18 protein-coding genes are annotated in these 18,978 nt (G+C 43.5%); 15 read left to right on the top strand and 3 right to left on the bottom strand.

What is annotated here, in order from left to right; all coding sequences use genetic code 11:
* Positions 1 to 3: 3 nt before the first annotated feature.
* The 12 genes from thrB to HUZ36_RS02855 all read left to right on the top strand — a co-directional run bounded on the left by thrB (position 4) and on the right by HUZ36_RS02855 (position 12,787).
* Positions 4 to 942, top strand: coding sequence for a homoserine kinase (gene thrB, locus HUZ36_RS02910; protein WP_147389357.1), 939 nt, complete (start codon positions 4 to 6; stop codon positions 940 to 942).
* Entirely contained in the window at positions 942 to 2,225 is a 1,284-nt protein-coding gene (gene thrC / locus HUZ36_RS02905) for a threonine synthase (RefSeq protein ID WP_176031943.1), read from the top strand. Before thrB ends, thrC begins: the two co-directional genes overlap by 1 nt.
* A gap of 257 nt (positions 2,226 to 2,482) precedes the next feature.
* Positions 2,483 to 3,739 carry a serine hydroxymethyltransferase gene (gene glyA, locus HUZ36_RS02900; RefSeq protein WP_125250903.1) on the top strand — a complete coding sequence of 419 codons (1,257 nt, stop codon included), beginning with the start codon at positions 2,483 to 2,485 and terminating at the stop codon, positions 3,737 to 3,739.
* A gap of 85 nt (positions 3,740 to 3,824) precedes the next feature.
* On the top strand, positions 3,825 to 4,274 hold the full coding sequence (nrdR, locus tag HUZ36_RS02895) for a transcriptional regulator NrdR (protein ID WP_010372109.1): 450 nt from the start codon (positions 3,825 to 3,827) through the stop codon (positions 4,272 to 4,274).
* On the top strand, positions 4,271 to 5,383 hold the full coding sequence (gene ribD / locus HUZ36_RS02890) for a bifunctional diaminohydroxyphosphoribosylaminopyrimidine deaminase/5-amino-6-(5-phosphoribosylamino)uracil reductase RibD (protein ID WP_176031942.1): 1,113 nt from the start codon (positions 4,271 to 4,273) through the stop codon (positions 5,381 to 5,383). Before nrdR ends, ribD begins: the two co-directional genes overlap by 4 nt.
* A gap of 1 nt (position 5,384) precedes the next feature.
* Complete coding sequence (locus HUZ36_RS02885; RefSeq protein WP_176031941.1) at positions 5,385 to 6,041, top strand: riboflavin synthase; 657 nt, start codon at positions 5,385 to 5,387, stop codon at positions 6,039 to 6,041.
* Between the two features lie 28 nt (positions 6,042 to 6,069).
* Positions 6,070 to 7,182: a bifunctional 3,4-dihydroxy-2-butanone-4-phosphate synthase/GTP cyclohydrolase II gene (ribBA, locus tag HUZ36_RS02880; RefSeq protein WP_125250900.1), complete on the top strand. Its 1,113-nt coding sequence runs from the start codon at positions 6,070 to 6,072 to the stop codon at positions 7,180 to 7,182.
* Between the two features lie 116 nt (positions 7,183 to 7,298).
* Complete coding sequence (gene ribH / locus HUZ36_RS02875) at positions 7,299 to 7,763, top strand: 6,7-dimethyl-8-ribityllumazine synthase (protein WP_125250899.1); 465 nt, start codon at positions 7,299 to 7,301, stop codon at positions 7,761 to 7,763.
* A gap of 11 nt (positions 7,764 to 7,774) precedes the next feature.
* Positions 7,775 to 8,185, top strand: a complete 411-nt coding sequence (gene nusB, locus HUZ36_RS02870) for a transcription antitermination factor NusB (RefSeq protein WP_125250898.1) — start codon at positions 7,775 to 7,777, stop codon at positions 8,183 to 8,185.
* Between the two features lie 43 nt (positions 8,186 to 8,228).
* A complete protein-coding gene (gene thiL, locus HUZ36_RS02865; RefSeq protein WP_128732742.1) occupies positions 8,229 to 9,191 on the top strand; it encodes a thiamine-phosphate kinase in 963 nt (320 codons plus the stop codon).
* A gap of 8 nt (positions 9,192 to 9,199) precedes the next feature.
* The gene (locus tag HUZ36_RS02860) at positions 9,200 to 9,682 is read left to right on the top strand and encodes a phosphatidylglycerophosphatase A family protein (RefSeq protein WP_125250896.1); all 483 of its coding nucleotides are present in this window, start codon (positions 9,200 to 9,202) and stop codon (positions 9,680 to 9,682) included.
* Positions 9,683 to 9,706: 24 nt separating this feature from the next.
* Complete coding sequence (locus HUZ36_RS02855) at positions 9,707 to 12,787, top strand: ligand-binding sensor domain-containing diguanylate cyclase (RefSeq protein ID WP_128732741.1); 3,081 nt, start codon at positions 9,707 to 9,709, stop codon at positions 12,785 to 12,787.
* A gap of 406 nt (positions 12,788 to 13,193) precedes the next feature.
* Here HUZ36_RS02855 and dxs read toward each other — a convergent pair whose 3' ends face one another.
* From dxs to xseB, 3 genes are all read right to left on the bottom strand, one after another.
* On the bottom strand, positions 13,194 to 15,056 hold the full coding sequence (gene dxs / locus HUZ36_RS02850) for a 1-deoxy-D-xylulose-5-phosphate synthase (protein ID WP_176031940.1): 1,863 nt from the start codon (positions 15,054 to 15,056) through the stop codon (positions 13,194 to 13,196).
* A gap of 165 nt (positions 15,057 to 15,221) precedes the next feature.
* Positions 15,222 to 16,121: a (2E,6E)-farnesyl diphosphate synthase gene (gene ispA, locus HUZ36_RS02845; protein ID WP_176031939.1), complete on the bottom strand. Its 900-nt coding sequence runs from the start codon at positions 16,119 to 16,121 to the stop codon at positions 15,222 to 15,224.
* Positions 16,121 to 16,360, bottom strand: a complete 240-nt coding sequence (xseB, locus tag HUZ36_RS02840; RefSeq protein ID WP_125250892.1) for an exodeoxyribonuclease VII small subunit — start codon at positions 16,358 to 16,360, stop codon at positions 16,121 to 16,123. The genes ispA and xseB overlap by 1 nt, the downstream gene beginning before the upstream one ends.
* 234 nt (positions 16,361 to 16,594) lie before the next feature.
* Between xseB and pomA the strand changes: the two genes are divergently transcribed.
* The 3 genes from pomA (at position 16,595) to HUZ36_RS02825 (ending at position 18,964) form a co-directional block, all read left to right on the top strand.
* Positions 16,595 to 17,362, top strand: coding sequence for a flagellar motor protein PomA (pomA, locus tag HUZ36_RS02835; protein ID WP_125250891.1), 768 nt, complete (start codon positions 16,595 to 16,597; stop codon positions 17,360 to 17,362).
* A gap of 2 nt (positions 17,363 to 17,364) precedes the next feature.
* Positions 17,365 to 18,294, top strand: coding sequence for a flagellar motor protein MotB (locus HUZ36_RS02830; RefSeq protein ID WP_176031938.1), 930 nt, complete (start codon positions 17,365 to 17,367; stop codon positions 18,292 to 18,294).
* Positions 18,295 to 18,472: 178 nt separating this feature from the next.
* Entirely contained in the window at positions 18,473 to 18,964 is a 492-nt protein-coding gene (locus HUZ36_RS02825) for a hypothetical protein (RefSeq protein WP_176031937.1), read from the top strand.
* Positions 18,965 to 18,978: the final 14 nt, after the last annotated feature.

The following is an 18,978-nucleotide window of genomic DNA, read 5'->3' as shown; positions in this document are numbered from 1 at the left end:
ATGATGAAAACATTTTATGCACCTGCATCTATGGGAAATTTTTGTGTTGGCTTTGACGCACTAGGCGCCGCACTTGAACCCATTGATGGCAGTTTACTGGGTGATCAGGTCAGTGTTGAAGCTGCAGAGTATGATACGTTCAATTGTATTGGCCCATATGCTGAAAAGCTCTCAGCCGATCCCAAGGACAATTTGGCGTTTCAGTGTTTACTGCACTTCAAGCAGCATGTAGCACCAAACATGCCAGCGGTTGCCATGACTTTATATAAAGGTCTTCCTGTTGGTTCTGGGTTAGGTTCAAGCGCATGCTCTGTAGTTGCTGCTTTTGCTGCACTTAATGATTTTGCCGATACGCAATTAAGCCAAGAGGCGCTTATTGAACTGATGGCCGACTTTGAAGCTAAGGTCAGTGGCGGTCGTCACTACGACAACATCACGCCATGCTACCTTGGTGGACTGCAACTGACTGCGGACTGCATTCCGAGCAAAGCAATCAGTGTTGCGTATGATGAAAACTGGTTTTATGTCATTGCTTATCCAGGCTTTGCACTAAACACAGCAAAAGCAAGACAAGCACTACCGCAGCAGTTTTCATTGCATGATACGGTGGAATTTGCCCAGCGACTATCTGGTTTTTGTTTACTGATGCAGTCAGGGCAATTTGATAACGCACTGTCGATGATGAAAGACAGTATTGCCGAGGAAGCGAGAGCGCCACTCATTGCCGGGTTTAGCGAAGCGAAAAAGGCGCTACCAGCCCTAGGAGCCGAGCTGGTGAGTATTTCCGGAGCAGGACCTACATTATTTGCAATTTGTAAGTCTGAGCAACAGGCAAATGCCGTACAGCAATGGTTGCAGCAACACTATATTAATGATGCAGGGTTTAGCCATATTTGCCGACTAGATACGCAAGGTACAAGAGAATTAAAGGATCAGAAATAATGAAGTTAGTAAATTTAAAGGACGAGCAGCAGGTCGTCTCATTCGTCGAAGCGGTCAAAATTGGCCTAGGTCGCAATCAGGGTGTTTTCTTTCCACCATCTTTTGAGCGTATTGCGGATATTGACGCATTACTTGCACTACCTTTTGCTGAGCGCAGTGCCAGAGTACTTCACCACCTTATCGGTGATGAATTACCACAAGACACACTAGATGACATGGTAAAGCGCGCATTTAACTTTCCAGCTAAGCTTGTGGAGGTTGCTGACAACCAGTATTGCTTAGAGTTATTTCATGGTCCAACGTTAGCGTTTAAAGACTTTGGCGGTCGCTTTATGGCTGAATGTATCAGCATGTTTAATCAAGGTGAACGTGTAACTATCCTCACAGCGACAAGTGGTGATACAGGTGCTGCCGTTGCCCATGCCTTTTATGAAAAAGAAAATGTCGATGTAGTGATCCTGTATCCCCATGGCAAAATTTCACTTGCTCAGCAAAAGCTGTTTACAACACTTGGGAAAAACATTCATTGCTATGCTGTAGATGGTAGCTTTGATGACTGCCAAGCGATGGTGAAGTCTGCATTTCTTGATGACGAGGTGAAGCAAAAACTTGGTCTTAATTCGGCAAACTCAATCAACATCAGCCGTTTAGTGGCGCAAGTGTGTTATTACTTTGAAGCACTAGCACAATTACCTAAGTCGCAGCGTGATAAAGTGCATGTTTCAGTGCCAAGTGGTAACTTTGGTAATGTTTGCGCAGCGATGATAGCGGCAGCAATAGGATTACCGATCGCTAAGCTAAGTGCGACGACAAACCAGAATGATACTGTGCCTCGTTATGTTACATCAGGTGAGTGGCAGCCAAACGACACGTTGGAGTCACTCTCTAATGCGATGGACGTGAGCAAACCTAATAACTGGCCTCGAGTTGAAATCATGTTGGAAAGAGGTGATTTTAACAAACATGACTTTTATTCACGTTCAGTGTCGGAAGCGCGTACTCAAACAGTCATGCAAGAATTATATGACAAAGGCTATTTGGCTGAACCGCATACAGCGATCGCTTACGAGGGATTAGCGCTTGACTCTCAAGCGGATGAAACCGGGATTTTCCTTGCAACTGCACATCCTGCAAAATTCAAAGAGTCTGTAGAAGATGTTTTAAATCATAAGCTTGATATGCCGAAACCGTTGGCTGATGCACTGAAAAAACCCTGTTTAGCTGAGTCACTTAGTGTCGATTATAACGCCCTGAAGACGGCGATATTGGCAAAGTTGAACTAGATCAGAACGGGGACCTAAGTGGGTAAATAGCCCACTTAGGTATGTTCAATTTCGTAACTATATTAGCTTTTCAAATGCAACTTAGGTTGTCTCATTTAAAATATTAATGTTTAAATAAAAAAATATCATCGCGATAGGGGTGTGAAATAAATTCAATCCCTGATTAAATATACCCATGCTGATTTCATAGACACACTGGCCACTTACCGGCGCTAGTTTGTCTTTAAAAATACCCTTACGTTTACCTAGGAGAAACCATGTTAGAACGTAACATGAATATTGCAGATTTTGACCCAGAATTGTCTGCAGCGATTGAAGCAGAAACTTCACGTCAAGAAGAGCACATCGAGCTTATCGCTTCTGAGAACTATTGTAGCCCACGCGTACTTGAAGCCCAGGGTTCTCAGCTAACAAACAAATATGCTGAAGGTTACCCAGGTAAGCGTTACTATGGTGGTTGTGAGCACGTTGACGTGGTTGAGCAACTTGCCATTGACCGTGCTAACGAACTATTTGGTTCGACTTACGCAAACGTTCAGCCTCATGCTGGCTCACAAGCAAATGCGGCCGTGTTCCAAGCACTACTTCAGCCACATGATACAGTGCTAGGTATGAGTCTTGCTCATGGTGGCCACTTAACACACGGTTCTCATGTAAATTTCTCTGGTAAAACGTACAATGCTATTCAGTACGGTCTAAACGAAGAAACTGGCGAAATTGATTACGCTCAGGTTGAAGCATTAGCACTTGAGCACAAACCAAAAATGATCATCGGCGGTTTCTCTGCGTATTCAGGTATCGTTGACTGGGCTAAGTTCCGCGAAATCGCTGACAAAGTAGGTGCTTACCTACTTGTTGATATGGCGCATGTTGCAGGTCTCGTTGCTGCTGGTATTTACCCAAGCCCAGTGCCTCATGCACATGTTGTAACAACAACAACGCACAAAACGCTAGCGGGTCCTCGTGGTGGTCTTATCATCTCTGCTTGTGATGATGAAGAGATCTACAAAAAGCTAAACTCTGCCGTATTCCCTGGTGGCCAAGGTGGTCCTCTATGTCACGTTATCGCTGCGAAAGCAGTTGCGTTCAAAGAAGCACTACAGCCAGAGTTCAAGTCTTACCAAGAGCAAGTTGTTAAAAACGCACAAGCGATGGTTGCGGTACTTCAGGAACGTGGTTATAAAGTGGTTTCTGGCAAAACTGAAAACCACCTGTTCCTACTTGACCTGATTGACAAAGACATCACAGGTAAAGATGCAGATGCTGCGCTTGGCCGTGCAAACATCACAGTAAATAAAAACTCTGTACCAAACGACCCTCGTTCACCGTTTGTTACTTCAGGTCTTCGTATCGGTTCTCCTGCGATCACTCGTCGTGGCTTTAAAGAAGCTGAATCGAAAGAGCTTGCTGGCTGGATCTGTGATGTACTAGACAACATCAATGATGAGTCTGTACAAGCACAAGTGAAAGAAAAAGTAAAAGCAATTTGCGCTAAATTACCTGTTTACGCATAATTTCGCTCACAAAAAAGCAGTTTTTTGTTATGATTAAGGCCGCATTCAAGCGGCCTTTTTTGTTTTTAACTCAACGAGAGCGTCTATGCATTGTCCATTTTGTACAGCCAAAGATACCAAAGTGATAGATTCACGATTGGTTGCTTCCGGCCATCAAGTCCGTCGTCGCCGTGAGTGTATTTTATGCCACGAACGCTTTACTACTTTTGAAGGCGCGGAACTTCTGATGCCAAGAGTAATAAAACAAGATGGCACCAGAGAGCCGTTCAACGAAGACAAACTGCTTAATGGCATGCACCGAGCGCTGGAAAAGCGCCCTGTTAGTACAGAACAAATAGAAGAAGTAGTACATCAGATTAAATCTCAAATTCGTGGTACAGGCGAGCGTGAAGTTCCAAGTGACATGATTGGTGAATGTATTATGGAAGCCCTCAAAAAACTTGATAAAGTGGCTTACGTGCGATTTGCCTCAGTGTATCGCTCGTTTGAGGATATTCGTGAGTTTGGTGAAGAGATTGCGAGGTTGGGGGATTGAGCCAGTTCAAATCACAAGATCATGAATATATGAGCCGAGCTATCACGCTCGCAAAGCGCGGTAAATACACCACAACCCCAAACCCCAACGTAGGTTGTGTGATCGTAAAAGACGGTGAAATCGTTGGTGAAGGCGCGCATTTAAAAGCAGGTGAAGGCCATGCTGAAGTACATGCGCTTAAGCAAGCTGGAGCTAAAGCTGCTGGTGCCACGGCTTATGTAACACTCGAACCTTGTAGTCATTACGGTAGAACGCCACCGTGTGCAAAAGGTCTGATTGACGCAGGTATCAGTAAAGTGGTTGCAGCTATGGTTGACCCTAACCCGCAAGTTGCAGGGCGTGGATTGGCAATGCTAGAAGCTGCGGGTATTGAAACGGCCTTTGGTTTGCTAGAACCACAAGCTAGAGCGCTAAATAATGGCTTTTTGAAACGAATGGAACAGGGATTGCCGTTCGTAACCTGTAAGCTTGCAGCCTCTATTGACGGCAAAACAGCATTAAATAATGGTCAAAGCAAGTGGATCACCTCTGACGCAGCACGCTTGGATGTGCAGCATCATCGCGCGCAAAGTTGTGTTGTCCTGAGCGGAGCCGATACTGTAATTGTCGATAATGCAAGGCTGAATGTGCGTGAGGCGCTGTTAGAAGACTGCGATTACCCGCAATCAGAGTTACGTCAACCTGTACGCGCAATCATTGATTCTCAAAATCGACTGACTCCTGACCTTGCACTATTTAGCATTACATCTCCTGTGATTATTTTTCGCCGTACTATTGATAATTCAAAAGATTGGCCTTATTTCGTAGAACAAGTAGTCGTACCTGAAATTAATGGCAAACTCGACCTACGAGCGGTGCTTAGCACATTGGCTGAAAAACAACATAATTATGTGTGGTTAGAAGCCGGAGCAACCCTTGCCGGAGTGATGCACGAGCAGGGGCTGATTGATGAGTATATTGTCTATTTAGCACCAAAAATCATTGGCTCAGGGAGCGGGTTGTTTAATACCGTGCCGTTACAGTCGATGGCGCAAATACCTGAATTGGTATTTGACGATGTGAGGCCAGTGGGGCCTGACCTTAAAATTACTGCGACTAAAGAGAAGTAACATGTTTACAGGCATTATCGAAGCGACAGGGACACTAACTCAATTGCAGCCAAAGGGTGGTGATTTAGTTGTCCGAGTGAGCTCATCGTCACTTGATATGAGTGATGTAAACTTAGGGGACAGTATTGCAACCAATGGTGTTTGCCTTACTGTAACTGAGAAGTTTCAAGATGGATTTAAAGCTGATGTTTCTAATGAAACCTTAAGTTTGACGCGCTTTGCCGAATATAAAAAAGGGCAAACGGTCAATCTTGAAAAGGCGTTACAACCGGCATCGCGTTTGGGCGGCCATTTAGTGTCCGGCCATGTTGATGGGATAGCTAAAGTGGTAGAGATAACCCCGAATGCTAGAGCGACCGACTATTGGTTATCTGCCCCCGCATCACTAATGAAATATATACCTTATAAAGGTTCTGTTGCCATTGATGGTATTAGCTTGACCGTTAACGCAGTTGAACAAAATCGATTTAAATTAACGATTGTGCCGCATACGGCGCAAGAAACTACGATTGCAGGGTTTCAAGTTGGCTCAGAATTAAATCTTGAAGTCGATCAAATCGCCCGCTACCTCGAAAGACTAATTCAGGGGGAGCCAAGCGCTGCCAGCGAGACCACTCTCACAACAAGTCTATTGGCGAAAGCTGGCTTTATAAAGTAGCCACAGACAAAGTAAAAATGGGAAAACTATGAGTTTGAATAGTGCTGAGGAAATCATCGCCGATATTAAAGCCGGTAAAATGGTTATTTTGATGGATGATGAAGACCGAGAAAATGAAGGTGATCTGATCGTTGCAGCAGAGCACATTACACCAGATGCAATTAATTTCATGGCAACGTATGGTCGTGGGCTAATCTGTTTGACCATGACGCAAGAGCGTTGTGAGCAGCTTAACTTACCATTGATGGTGAAAACTAACGGTGCTCAGTTTTCTACCAACTTTACTTTGTCTATTGAGGCTGCGAAGGGCGTAACAACAGGTATTTCCGCTGCTGATCGTGCTCGTACCGTGCAAGCTGCGGTCGCTAAAGGTGCAGTACCTGAGGATATTGTACAGCCAGGTCATATCTTCCCAATTATGGCGCAGCCGGGCGGCGTTTTAACGCGCGCAGGTCATACTGAAGCTGGATGTGATTTAGCGCGTTTGGCAGGACTGGAGCCTGCCTCTGTGATTGTTGAAATTCTAAATCCAGACGGCACCATGGCACGTCGCCCACAACTAGAAGTATTCGCCAAAGAGCACGATATAAAAATCGGTACCATTGCAGACTTAATTGAATATCGTAACTTAAATGAAACTACCATTGAAAAAGTGGCGGAATGTCGATTACCTACTGAATTTGGTGAGTTTAATTTAGTAACTTACAAAGATACTATTGATAATCAACTTCATTATGCAATGGTCAAAGGTGACATTAAAACGGAAGATGCAAACTTGGTACGTGTGCATCTACAAAGCACGTTTAACGATATTCTCCATTCTGATCGCAGCGCGGATAGAAGTTGGACGCTGCAAAGCGCTATGAAGCATATCGCTGAAAATGATGGGGTTTTAGTGATCCTTGGTAAACAAGAGCGCAGCGAAGATATGGAAGCCTTGGTGAAAGCTTTTGCCGCAGAAGATGCTGGAGAGCAAGTTAATTATCGTAAATTCCAAGGCACATCACGTACCGTTGGTATTGGCTCTCAAATCTTGGCTGATTTAGGTATTCAGAAGATGCGCCTAATGAGTCTACCGAAAAAGTACCATGCTCTGTCAGGCTTCCATTTAGAAGTCGTTGAATACGTCGAACCAAATTAATTTCAAAAAGCCAAATTGATTGTAATCGCCTATAGTCAGATAGTAGGCGATTACCATATTACTGTGCTATCATGCGCCTCAATTTGGCAATTGCTCATACAGATTAGGAACATCTAATGAAAGTAATCGAAGGTAATAAGTACGCTCCTGGCAAAAAATTTGCCATTGTCATTTCACGTTTTAATGATTTCATTGGTAGCAGCCTACTTGAGGGTGCGGTAGATGAGTTAAAGCGTACTGGTGGTGTTAGTGATGAGGACATCACGGTAGTGTATGTACCGGGAGCGGTTGAACTACCACTAGCAGCAAAGCGCATAGCAATGAAAAAAGAGCATGATGCAATCATTGCCTTAGGTGTGATCATCCGTGGTGGTACGCCACACTTCGATTTAGTGGCGAATGAGTCAAACAAAGGTTTGGCTTGTGTTTCATTAGATTACGATATTCCGGTTGCTTTTGGGGTGTTAACTACTGAGAGCATTGAGCAAGCTATAGAGCGCGCGGGCACTAAAATGGGTAACAAAGGCGGTGAAGCTGCCCTTGGTGCACTAGAAATGGTGAACGTGCTAGAGCAAATTTAAGAGGAATCTCAGTGAAACCAGCAGCTAGACGCAAAGCACGTGTACTTGCTTTACAAGCTATTTATTCTTGGCAGTTAAGTGGTAACCCAATTGCCGACATCGAACAGCAGATGTTGATCGAAAATGACGTATCTAAAGTGGATGTTGAGTACTTTAAAGACTTGGCTCGTGGCGTAGTGGTTAATCAAAAGCAGCTTGATGAAGCTGTCAAACCACATTTAGCACGTCCACTTGAAGAATTAGATATGGTTGAGTTGGCTGTGCTACGTGTTAGTGCTTATGAACTTAAGTTCCGTGAAGATGTACCATATAAAGTGGCGATCAATGAAGGCATAGAGTTGGCAAAAATGTTTGGCGCAGAAGAGAGCCACAAGTTTGTCAATGGTGTGCTGGACAAAGCGGTTAAGTTTATTCGTAAATAAGTTTTACGAAAGGAATAGCCGGCTTAGGCCGGCTTTTTTGTGTATGAAAGAATTTGAGCTAATCAATCGTTATTTTAAGGGACGTGGTATTATTCGTCGAGATGTGGAACTTGGCATTGGAGACGACTGTGCACTGGTATCTGTACCTACTGGTCACCAACTAGCAGTGACTACTGATACGCTGGTTTCTGGCGTTCATTTCTTTGAAGACATTCCTCCAAGAGCATTAGGACATCGGGTCATTGCAGTGAATCTTAGTGATTTGGCAGCAATGGGAGCGGAACCAACCTGGATCTCTTTGGGGCTGACATTACCGACAGCTGATATGGAGTGGCTAGAAGCTTTTACAGAAGGCATGCATGAAATTGCAGAGTACTACAATGTACAAGTAATTGGTGGCGACACGACACAAGGGCCGCTGACTATTACTGTGTGTGCAAAAGGAATAGTGCCAAATGGTAAAGCCTTAAAACGCTCGAGCGCGCGTGTTGGTGATTGGATATATGTCACCGGATCGTTGGGCGATGCGGGTTTAGCGATCGAAGCTCGCAAACAGGAGTTGATGCTGGATCCTCTGCATTATAAAGCAGCACTTGATAAGTTTCATTATCCAGCCCCACGTGTGGCCGCAGGACAAGTGTTGCGTGGTTTGGCGACATCAGCAATAGATATTTCCGACGGCTTATTGGCTGATTTACAGCATATTTTAAAGGCCTCATTAGTCGGTGCCAAAATTCACGTTGATAAAGTCCCAATGTCGAATGCTTTACGTGCTAGTCTAGATGAAGCTGCTCGACTGCGGTTAGCGCTCAGTTTTGGAGATGATTATGAGTTATTATTTACCGTTAATGATAACAATAAAAATGCAGTTGAAACTCGGCTAAAACAATATGGTGTTGAACCTGTTTGTATTGGCCAAATTACGGCGCATAATGGTGAAGTTCAATTGGTTAATAAAGGTCAACCTTATCAATTAAGTGGCCAAGGTTTTGAGCACTTTAGCTAGGAGTAGGTTTGGCTAAGCAGTACAAATTTAATTTAAAGAAGCCACACCAATTTTTGGCGTTAGGCTTTGGGTTAGGGCTGGCAAAAAAAGCGCCCGGCACGGTAGGGACTTTTGCCGCATTACCATTTATTTTGCTCACCCAAAGTGCACCTGTTTGGTTGCAGTGCTTGGTGGCAATAGTGATGACTTTGCTTGGTATTTGGCTATGTGGCAAAACTGCAACCGATGTTAATGTACATGATCATCCCGCAATCGTTTGGGATGAAGTCGCAGGTTTCTATATCACTATGATTGGTGCGGCGATAAGCTGGCAATCTTTAGTTGTTGGTTTTATATTGTTCCGCTTTTTCGATATTTTTAAGCCCGGACCAATAAGATGGCTAGATAAACGCTTACATGGTGGGTCTGGAATTATGTTAGATGATGTATTAGCTGGTGTTTTTTCATTGATTTGCGTGCAAGCTTTGTTTAAAACTGGCATCTTAGTCTAATAATACTGATGTGATGGAATAAAGATGACAAGGCTATTGTTTTTCATTTTCACTTTGCTGTTACCGTTTATGACTCATGCGGCAATTGATGATTACGTCGTCAAACAGTGGAATATCCAAAGTGGATTACCATCACAGAGTGTCAAAAGTGTGGTTCAGGATGATCAAGGTTACATCTGGCTTGGTACACAATTTGGCTTGAGTCGCTTTGACGGTCACCAATTTCAAAATTTTAACACCCAAAATGCTGACTTTTTAAATAGTAATGCCATCAATAAGCTCATCGTTGATCGTTTTGGTATGCTTTGGGTTGGCACCCGCCGTGGCTTACTTCGACTTAATCCAAAAACGTTGGAAGCTAGACGCTTTGACCTACAAGGCCCAGTAAGAGATATATTACAAGATAAAGATGGTGGTATTTGGATTGCAGCAAATGGGTTGTACTATGTATCCGCCAAAAAGCTTACGCTTGCAGCAAATCATATCGAGCAAAGTACATTAGATGTGACTCAGATCAATCAGATTGTTGGCTCAGTTACCAAAATGGCATTAGTTCCTGATGGCATTTGGTTAGTGAACGAACGTCACTTACTAAAAATCAGTGAATCTAGTAATCGAAACGGCGATGGCGTAAGGCTTGAACTGGCCAGTAAGGTCTCTATGCCAGAGCAACTGGCTCAAACGATTATCCACGATTTAGCTTGGGTCGATGGAAAGCTCTATTTAGCCTCAGAGTTGGGAGCTTACTTTCTTGATTTTGATGAAGTACTTCGGCGCTATCAAGAAGTAGGAAACAATGCGGTCTATAAGTTTCTTAATGATAAGGAAGGTGGGCTGTGGGTTTCTACCTATGGGCGTTTATTGTACCGCCAAAATAATGGTGTGTGGCAGGCTGTAGAACCCATTCAGTTAGATCAAAGTATTTGGTTTGCCGACATATTTTTGGACAAAGATAATAATATCTGGCTTGCTAGTCTAAATGAAGGGTTATGGCTTGCCCATGCGGGGAAAGTTGAGCGTCATCATATAGGCTTAAAAACTAACCAAGCTATTTCCGCCATTACTCAAGGGCCTAACGGAAAATTATGGGTGGCTAGCCGTGAGGGGTTGGGAATTATCAGTTTAAAAGATAGCTATCAACCGGTATTAACCAGTGCCCAATTAAACCGCTCGGTGATTCATGACTTAGAATTTATTGGCGACAGGTTAATTTTGGGCACCGATCGCGGTGCGCTACTATACGAAAATGGTACTTTGCAAAAAATTAATGAACGAGAGCTGAGACAGAATCCTGTTTTTTCGCTCAGCCCTTCAAACCGAGGTGGCATGTGGTTTGGTACGGGGCGAGGATTGTATAGACTCGATTATAAAGGTATTACACCCTTTGCGTACAATGCCTTCTTAGGCAGCCAATTTGTGACTTTTGTTGAAGATTTTCCAAGGTATGGCTTTCTTGGTACTAACAAAGGGGCTTACAGGTACAATGACAAGGGCATTGAAAAAATAGGCTCACAAACGTCTCTCGATTCAGCTTATGTCACGAGTATTTTGCACCTAGACACTGTGACGACGTTAGTTGGCTCACTAAATGATGGGCTATTTTATCGAACATCGGCTGGAGATTGGTATCAATTAGATGCCTCCAATGGCCTGCCATACGGCTCCATTTTTTCGTTACATTTTGACAAACTCAATAAATTAATTTGGGTAAGTACGATGAAAGGTGTTTACAGGATGCCTGTGGCACAGTTTTCTCATGTGATAGAGAGTTTGCAAGTTGAGCAAGTGATAAGTCCGTTTGACAAGCAGCTTGATGGTAGGCCGAGTCAGTGCTGCTCTGGGCTTGGGCATGATGCGGTTGTGGAAACTGAATCTGCGATTTTTTATCCAAGTTTGCAAGGGGTGGTAGAGATCCCTAAAAATGTACAGCTATTCGGAGGGGGAGGATTACAGCCTCGTTTGGAATCGCTCACAACCCACGATAGAGTGTTTAGTGCTGATTCATTGAATCAGGTTATTTCACTCGATACGTCAGAAAGAGATTTGACGATTAACTATACGGCTATTGATTTCTATGCACCGCAAAGCATCGAGTTTAGATATATGCTTGAAGGGCATGATAATCAGTGGCGTGATGCGCAGTCTCGTCGAGAAGCAATTTATACTAATTTACCACCAGGAAACTTTACGTTTATTTTAGAAGCGAAACGTCAAGGGCAAGACTGGGAGCAAGCAAAAACACTGGCGTTACCGGTTACACTACCGCGTCGTTTTGATGAGACAATTTACTTTAGGCTATTTATTACATGTGCCTTTATCTTCATGTTTTATTTAATTTTCTGGGTGTTCAGAGCACAGGAAAGAAGAAAGCAGGCGGCGTTAGAAAGTCTCATCGCTGAGCGTACCACGGAGCTTAGAAAAGCGAATGAAAAACTCAATCAAGTGAATACACAGCTGAAGTTGGTGAGTCACTCTGATGAATTAACAGGGCTGCGAAGCCGCCGCTTCTTGTTTGATCAGCTACCAAAAGATGTAGAGCATTATCAACGTAATGCTCAGTCACTACAGGCGCAGAATAAAAGCCTAGTGTTGATGATAATGAACATTGATGACTTCAGTAAAATCAATGACTCCTACGGCCCAATTGGTGGTGATAGTTGCTTGCAGCAGTTGGCCACGTTACTTAATACTCGGACTCAAGGATCTGATTATGTTGTACGTTGGAGTGGAGATGAATTTTTATTGCTGCTGCGAGACTTCAGCAGGGATTATATTGAAGAGTATGTGAGTGACTTGTGTAAAGCAATTGCTGAGACAGAATATCGCTTACCCAACGGTAAAACCACTAATCTGACCGTGTCTATGGGGTGGTCGTACTATCCATTGCCGTTACTCGGCGGCAAAGTGATTGGTTGGGAATCATCAGTGAATCTGGCCGATATTGCCTTACATCAGGTTAAACAGCGTGGTGGTGATGGCGCTGCAACAATTATTTTTGATGAACAGCTTGATGCGTTCGAGTTTGAGCAAAGTGCAAATATCGAGTCACAATTACAGTTATTACAAAGCAATGGACTGGCTGAAGTAAATGTGTGGATGAGATAACCCTTAACCCTTACGTTAAGGATGATTTACGCCTTTATTGCTGCTTTTCTCGCCTCAAAATAGACCAGTTAATTAAGATGATTGGTCTAATACCAATTAGCCTTAATACTTGCTCAATTTGAAGGAGTAAATCTGACGCTAACCGCGTTAAAAATTTCTTATTTAGAACCACTAAATAGCAAAATTTTTGCCTTGCCTATATGGATGTAGGTACCTTAGCGATAGCAGGACGCGGTAGCGGAGTTATCGATAAGATTTTCTCGCCTCAAAATAGACCACTTAATTGAGGTAATTGGTATAAGATCAAAAAAGGCTTCTTGATAGAAGCCCTTTTTATTATTGCGTTAAATTTGCTTGCAATAGGCTAGCTATTAACGTACAAATTTGAGAAGTAACCTCCGGCTGTTTATTTAAGCCAGTCGTTAATTTGTTGGGCAATACCCTCGCTACTCAGACCAAGCTCAGCGTGGATTTCAGCTTGTGAACCATGCTTAATGAACTCGTCAGGTAAACCAAGTAATTTAATTGGCTTCAAGTGTCCTTGAGCTGCCAAATACTCACTAACGGCCGAGCCTGCACCACCAGCAATAGCGTTATCTTCAAGCGTCACAAAACGTTCGTGAGTGACCACTAACTCCTCAATTAACTCAGTATCTAATGGCTTAACAAAGCGCATATCAACCAAAGTCGCGTTAAGCTGCTCAGCAACCACTGCAGCGCTCTCAAGTAACGTTCCAAAGCTTAAAATGGCAAGCTTTTCACCTGTTCTGACTAGTTTGCCTTTACCAATTTCTAGCTCGGTCATTTCAGTTGCAATTTCAGCACTGCCTGCACTTCCTCTTGGGTATCTGACCGCTGCTGGTTGATTAAGACGGTGACCGGTATAGAGCATTTGACGGCATTCATTTAGGTCGCTTGGTGCCATGATCACCATATTTGGAATACAACGTAAAAAGCTGAGATCGTAAGCGCCTTGATGTGTTTCACCGTCAGCGCCAACAACGCCAGCGCGATCAATTGCAAATAGTACAGGTAGGTTCTGTAAAGCAACATCATGAATAAGCTGATCATACGCCCGCTGTAGGAAGCTTGAATAAATTGCCACAACTGGGTTTAAGTCTTCACATGCAAAGCCTGCTGCCAATGTAACTGCATGCTGTTCAGCAATAGCAACGTCAAAATACTGAGCTGGATATTCTTTTGAAAAACGAACCATACCTGAGCCTTCACGCATTGCAGGTGTGATTGCCATCAGTTTATTGTCCTGTGCTGCCATATCACATAGCCAATCACCAAATACCTTTGAGAAGGTCGGTGCGCTTGGTTTTGATTTAGGTAAGCTGTGCACGTTAGGGTCAAACTTAGGCACTGCATGATAACCGATAGGGTCGGCTTCTGCTGGTTTATAGCCTTTTCCTTTTTGGGTCTTAACGTGAAGTAGTTGAGGTCCTTTTAAGTTGCGCATATTGCGCAGCGTATCTACTAGGGTATCTACGTCATGCCCGTCAATTGGACCAATGTAGTTAAAACCTAACTCTTCAAAGAAGGTGCCTGGGATTATCATACCCTTCAGGTGCTCTTCCATACGACCTGCTAGCTCTTTGACCGGGGGGACGCCAGACAGCAGTTTTTTACTGCCTTCACGAATATTGGTATAAAAACTTCCAGATAGAATTTTAGCGAAATGGTTATTCAGTGCACCTACATTCTCGGAGATCGACATCTCGTTATCATTGAGAATAACGAGCATGTCAGGGTTGACATCACCTGCGTGGTTCATGGCTTCAAATGCCATTCCTGCGGTCATCGCGCCATCACCAATTACAGCGACGGTTTTACGCCCAATTCCTTCTTTTTCGGCTGCAATCGCCATACCAAGTGCAGCAGAAATAGAGGTGCTAGAGTGACCAACGCTAAAAGTATCGTATTCACTTTCTTCCCGATAAGGGAAAGGGTGTAACCCGTCTTTTTGACGAATAGTGTGCATCCTCTCTCTTCTACCTGTCAGTAGTTTATGAGGATATGCTTGATGACCTACATCCCACACCAATCTATCATTTGGTGTGTTATATACATAATGCAAGGCCACGGTAAGCTCTACAGTGCCTAGGCCAGACGCAAAATGACCGCTACTTTGAGAGACTGAGTTCAGCAAATATTCGCGAAGCTCATCACTAAAGGCGGTTAACTTGTGCTGGGGTAATTGACGAAGCTGACTTGGCTCGTCAATTAACGCGAGTAAAGGATACTTGCTACTATCAAGTTTCATGTTATTTATCAGAGTCCTAAGTGAATCTCAGCGTAAGTTCGTTACGCAGCTCACTTCATAATTATTAAAATGCTTTACTAACTGGTCATAATATTATGTTAGCCAGTTTTTACAAAGTACTTGTGAACATTTTCTTAGCTTGGCGTATACAGGTTATACGCACACTTAATGTTCTCGATCTATGATGTATTTTGCTAAATCGGCAAGCACTTCTGTATCACCATTGATCGTTTCTAGCGCGTTGAGCGCCTCATGTATTAACTGTTCGGCTTTTTCTTTGGCCTGCGTTAAACCAAGTAATGCTGGATAAGTAGATTTATTATGTTCTACATCTGAGCCTTGAGGTTTGCCAAGTACAGCCGTATCGCCTTCGACATCTAGGATGTCATCGCGTACTTGGAATGCAAGTCCAATGGCTTGACCGTAAGTTCGCATTGCTTGACGCGTTTCATCAGTGAGGCGCTCTGGTTGTGCGCACAACATACCTAATTCAATTGCGCAACTTAAAAGCGCACCTGTTTTGAGCTTATGTATACGCTCAAGCTCTGTGAGTGTTACGGTGCGGTCAGTTGCGGCAATGTCTAGCGCTTGACCGCCTACCATCCCTTGTAATCCTGAAGCTTTTGCTAGGGCACTTATCATCTGTAACTGGGACTGTGGGCTGATGGTAAAGTTTGGTGTACTTAGCAGCTCAAAAGCCAGAGTCTGTAGCGCATCGCCCGCTAATATTGCGGTAGCTTCATCAAATTGAATATGGCACGTAGGTCGACCGCGCCTTAGCTCATCATCATCCATCGCTGGTAAATCGTCGTGTACCAAAGAATAGCTGTGAATACACTCGATGGCCGCAGCTGCGTTATCGAGATCTGCTGCTGCTGCGCCAAAGAGTTCTCCGGTACAGTAGACTAGAAAAGGCCGTAAGCGCTTGCCACCATTTTCTACGCTGTAGCGAGTTGCCGCTAAGACATTTTCTTCTGTGTCTAGCATGTTATCAAAGCTGCGTAAAAGCGTGGTTTCTACCCGCGTTTTAGCATGCTGCAGTTGTTCTTTTAATTTTGCTGACATTAGGCTTCGTTATCAAATGGCTGTAATTGTGCTTGCTCACCTTCGCCCATCAAAATTGCGACTTGTTGCTCAGCTTGCTGAAGTTTTTGGTTCGATGCTTTGGCAAGTTTTATTCCACGCTCAAATTGCTTAAGGGCTTGATCTAGCGCTAAACTGCCGTTTTCCATCTCTGCTACGATTTGTTCTAACTCTTGCATTGCTTCTTCAAAGCTTAAGTTATCAGGTTTTTTTACTGCCATATGTCACGTTGACTCGAAAAGTAAAAGTGACGCAATTTTAGGGGGATTGAGGGCTAAGGTCAAAAAAACCAGCGAGTTTTTGACAACGGAGCGTATCAGCTTTGCAAGATCTGCTATAAACTCGCATTTTAAACACTTTTTAATATAATAGTGTTAAGTTGTAGAAAAACTTGCCGATAACTCAAACAACAATAACTGCGTGATTTATCACAAATAACTTCCCTCGGAGGACATGTGGATTTAGCAACGGTAATAGGGATCCTGGGTGCCATAGGTCTGATTGTAATGTCTATGGTATTAAGTAGTGATGGCCAGATCGCTATGTTCTATAACACGCCGTCCGTCGTTATCGTATTTGGTGGTTCAATCTTCATTGTATTGTCTAACTTTACACTTGGACAATTTTTCGGGATTGGGAAAGTGGCCGGAAAGGCCTTCATGTTTAAAATTGAAACACCTGAAGAACTGATTGAAAAAGCGGTAGAACTTGCTGATTCAGCGCGTAAAGGCGGCTTTCTTGCGCTTGAAGAAGCTGAAATTCCAAATCAATTTATGCGCAAAGGCGTGGATATGCTCGTTGATGGTCATGATGCTGATGTTGTGAGAGCCACCTTGCAAAAAGACATTGCACTTACCTCATCTCGCCATGAACTTGGCGCTGGCCTGTTCAAATCGCTTGCCGATATAGCCCCTGCAATGGGGATGATAGGTACACTTATCGGCTTAGTAGCCATGTTATCAAATATGGATGACCCGAAAGCGATAGGGCCAGCGATGGCTGTTGCACTTTTAACAACGCTATATGGTGCATTCTTAGCGAATGTTGTGGCTATTCCAATACAGGTAAAACTCGAATTACGTAAAGACGAAGAGGAGCGTAATCAGCGGTTAATACTTGATGCTATCTTGGGCATTCAAGATGGCCAAAACCCCAAGGTTATCGAGGGCATTTTGAAAAACTATCTACCTGAGTCAAAACGTGGTTCAGAAGCTGAGGAATAATCATGTCTGATGAGAACGAATGTAAATGTCCCCCGCCAGGTTTGCCCGCTTGGATGGGAACATTTGCTGACTTGATGTCACTGCTCATGTGCTTCTTTGTATTGCTGCTCGCCTTTTCCGAGATGGATGTACTCAAATTTAAACAAATTGCAGGCTCTATGAAGTTTGCATTCGGCGTACAAAATAAAATTGAAGTCAAAGATATACCCAAAGGTACGAGTGTGATTGCAATGGAATTCACACCAGGAAAACCAGAGCCTACCCCAATTGAAACAATCCAGCAGCAAACCGTCGAAATGACACAACAAATGCTTGAGTTCCAAGCTGGAGACGAAGCGTCTGCGGGGGGAAGGCAGGAGCAGCGTGGTAATAAGCGCGGTGGTGAATCAGCCAGTACAGCGCAAGAAATGGCATCGACTCAAGCAATTGCTTCAGCAGAGCAAGAGCAGGTAAATGAGTTAGTCAAAAAAATAGCGCAGCAACTTGAAAAGCAAATCATGGACGGTGCTATCGAACTAGAGTCTTTAGGACAACAAATCATCATTCGCATTCAAGAGAATGGCTCTTTCCCTGCGGGTAGTGCATTTTTGCAGCCTAAATTTGAGCCTGTAATTGAAGAAATAGCAGAGCTGTTAAAGGATGTGCCAGGAGAGATCACGGTATCCGGTCACACTGACGATTTTAGGGTAACGAATGAGCTTTACTCTAACAATTGGGATCTGTCAGCAACTCGGGCTGTAGCCGTGGCGACTGTAATGGAAAAAGTACGAGGCTTTGATAAAAATAGAATGTTAGTCGTAGGGCATGCTGATACTAGACCGCTAGTACCGAATGATAGTGACCTCGATAGACGCCGCAACAGGCGCGTTGAAATCTCTATTTTACAGGGAAAACCAAAAGAGTCTGATCCCATTGAAGTGAGGGAAAATTAGTGAGAGTTTGTTGCCAAATTACAGGGAATTCGCTATTGTTCCTGCTGGTTCTACTTAAAGGAGAAATAGAATGATTTTAGTAAAAAAACCTCAAAACTTTAGACTTCCCGGTGGTAACGGCGAGGGTGGTGATGAGGAAGCTGAGAAGAAGCCTTCATAACTCGTTGACATAGAAGATATGTTAGACGCTTGGGAGTCAGTACGACTCTTTTATATTCAATACAGTATACCACTTTCATTGGTTGCTGTATTTTCTTGCGTATTTTTGCGGGATATTAAAGCCGCTAGATATGCAATTTTGATTGCTGCTTTTTATATCATCGGTCACTTCACAAGTGATATCGTCAGAGCAGTGGACAGTGATAGAGTGTATCGTTATATATTTTGGGCTTTCAATGATATTCTGTTTATGGCTATCATTGCTGTTTGGGCGATTAAAGATAAAGTCTATATGTGGCAAAGTGTGGTTGCACAGCTCATCATAATACCAGCCCCTATTTTGCAAATGTTCCGCTTAGTTGACAGGCATTTGATGGAACTTAGTTACTCTTCTTATTTATATGTCACCGTTATTCCAATCATCAATTTCGCTACTCTGTGTTTAGCGTTTGTTCCTGTTGTTGGCTATTTTCAATTGAGACATAGAAAGTTACGGGAAGAATTACTCTAGTGTTATTGATGTGG

Origin of the sequence: Pseudoalteromonas sp. McH1-7 (assembly GCF_013366255.1) — a bacterium.
GTDB lineage: Bacteria > Pseudomonadota > Gammaproteobacteria > Enterobacterales > Alteromonadaceae > Pseudoalteromonas > Pseudoalteromonas peptidolytica.
The sequence above is the reverse complement of the archived record's forward strand: the minus strand, read 5'-3'. Positions and strand labels throughout refer to the sequence as shown.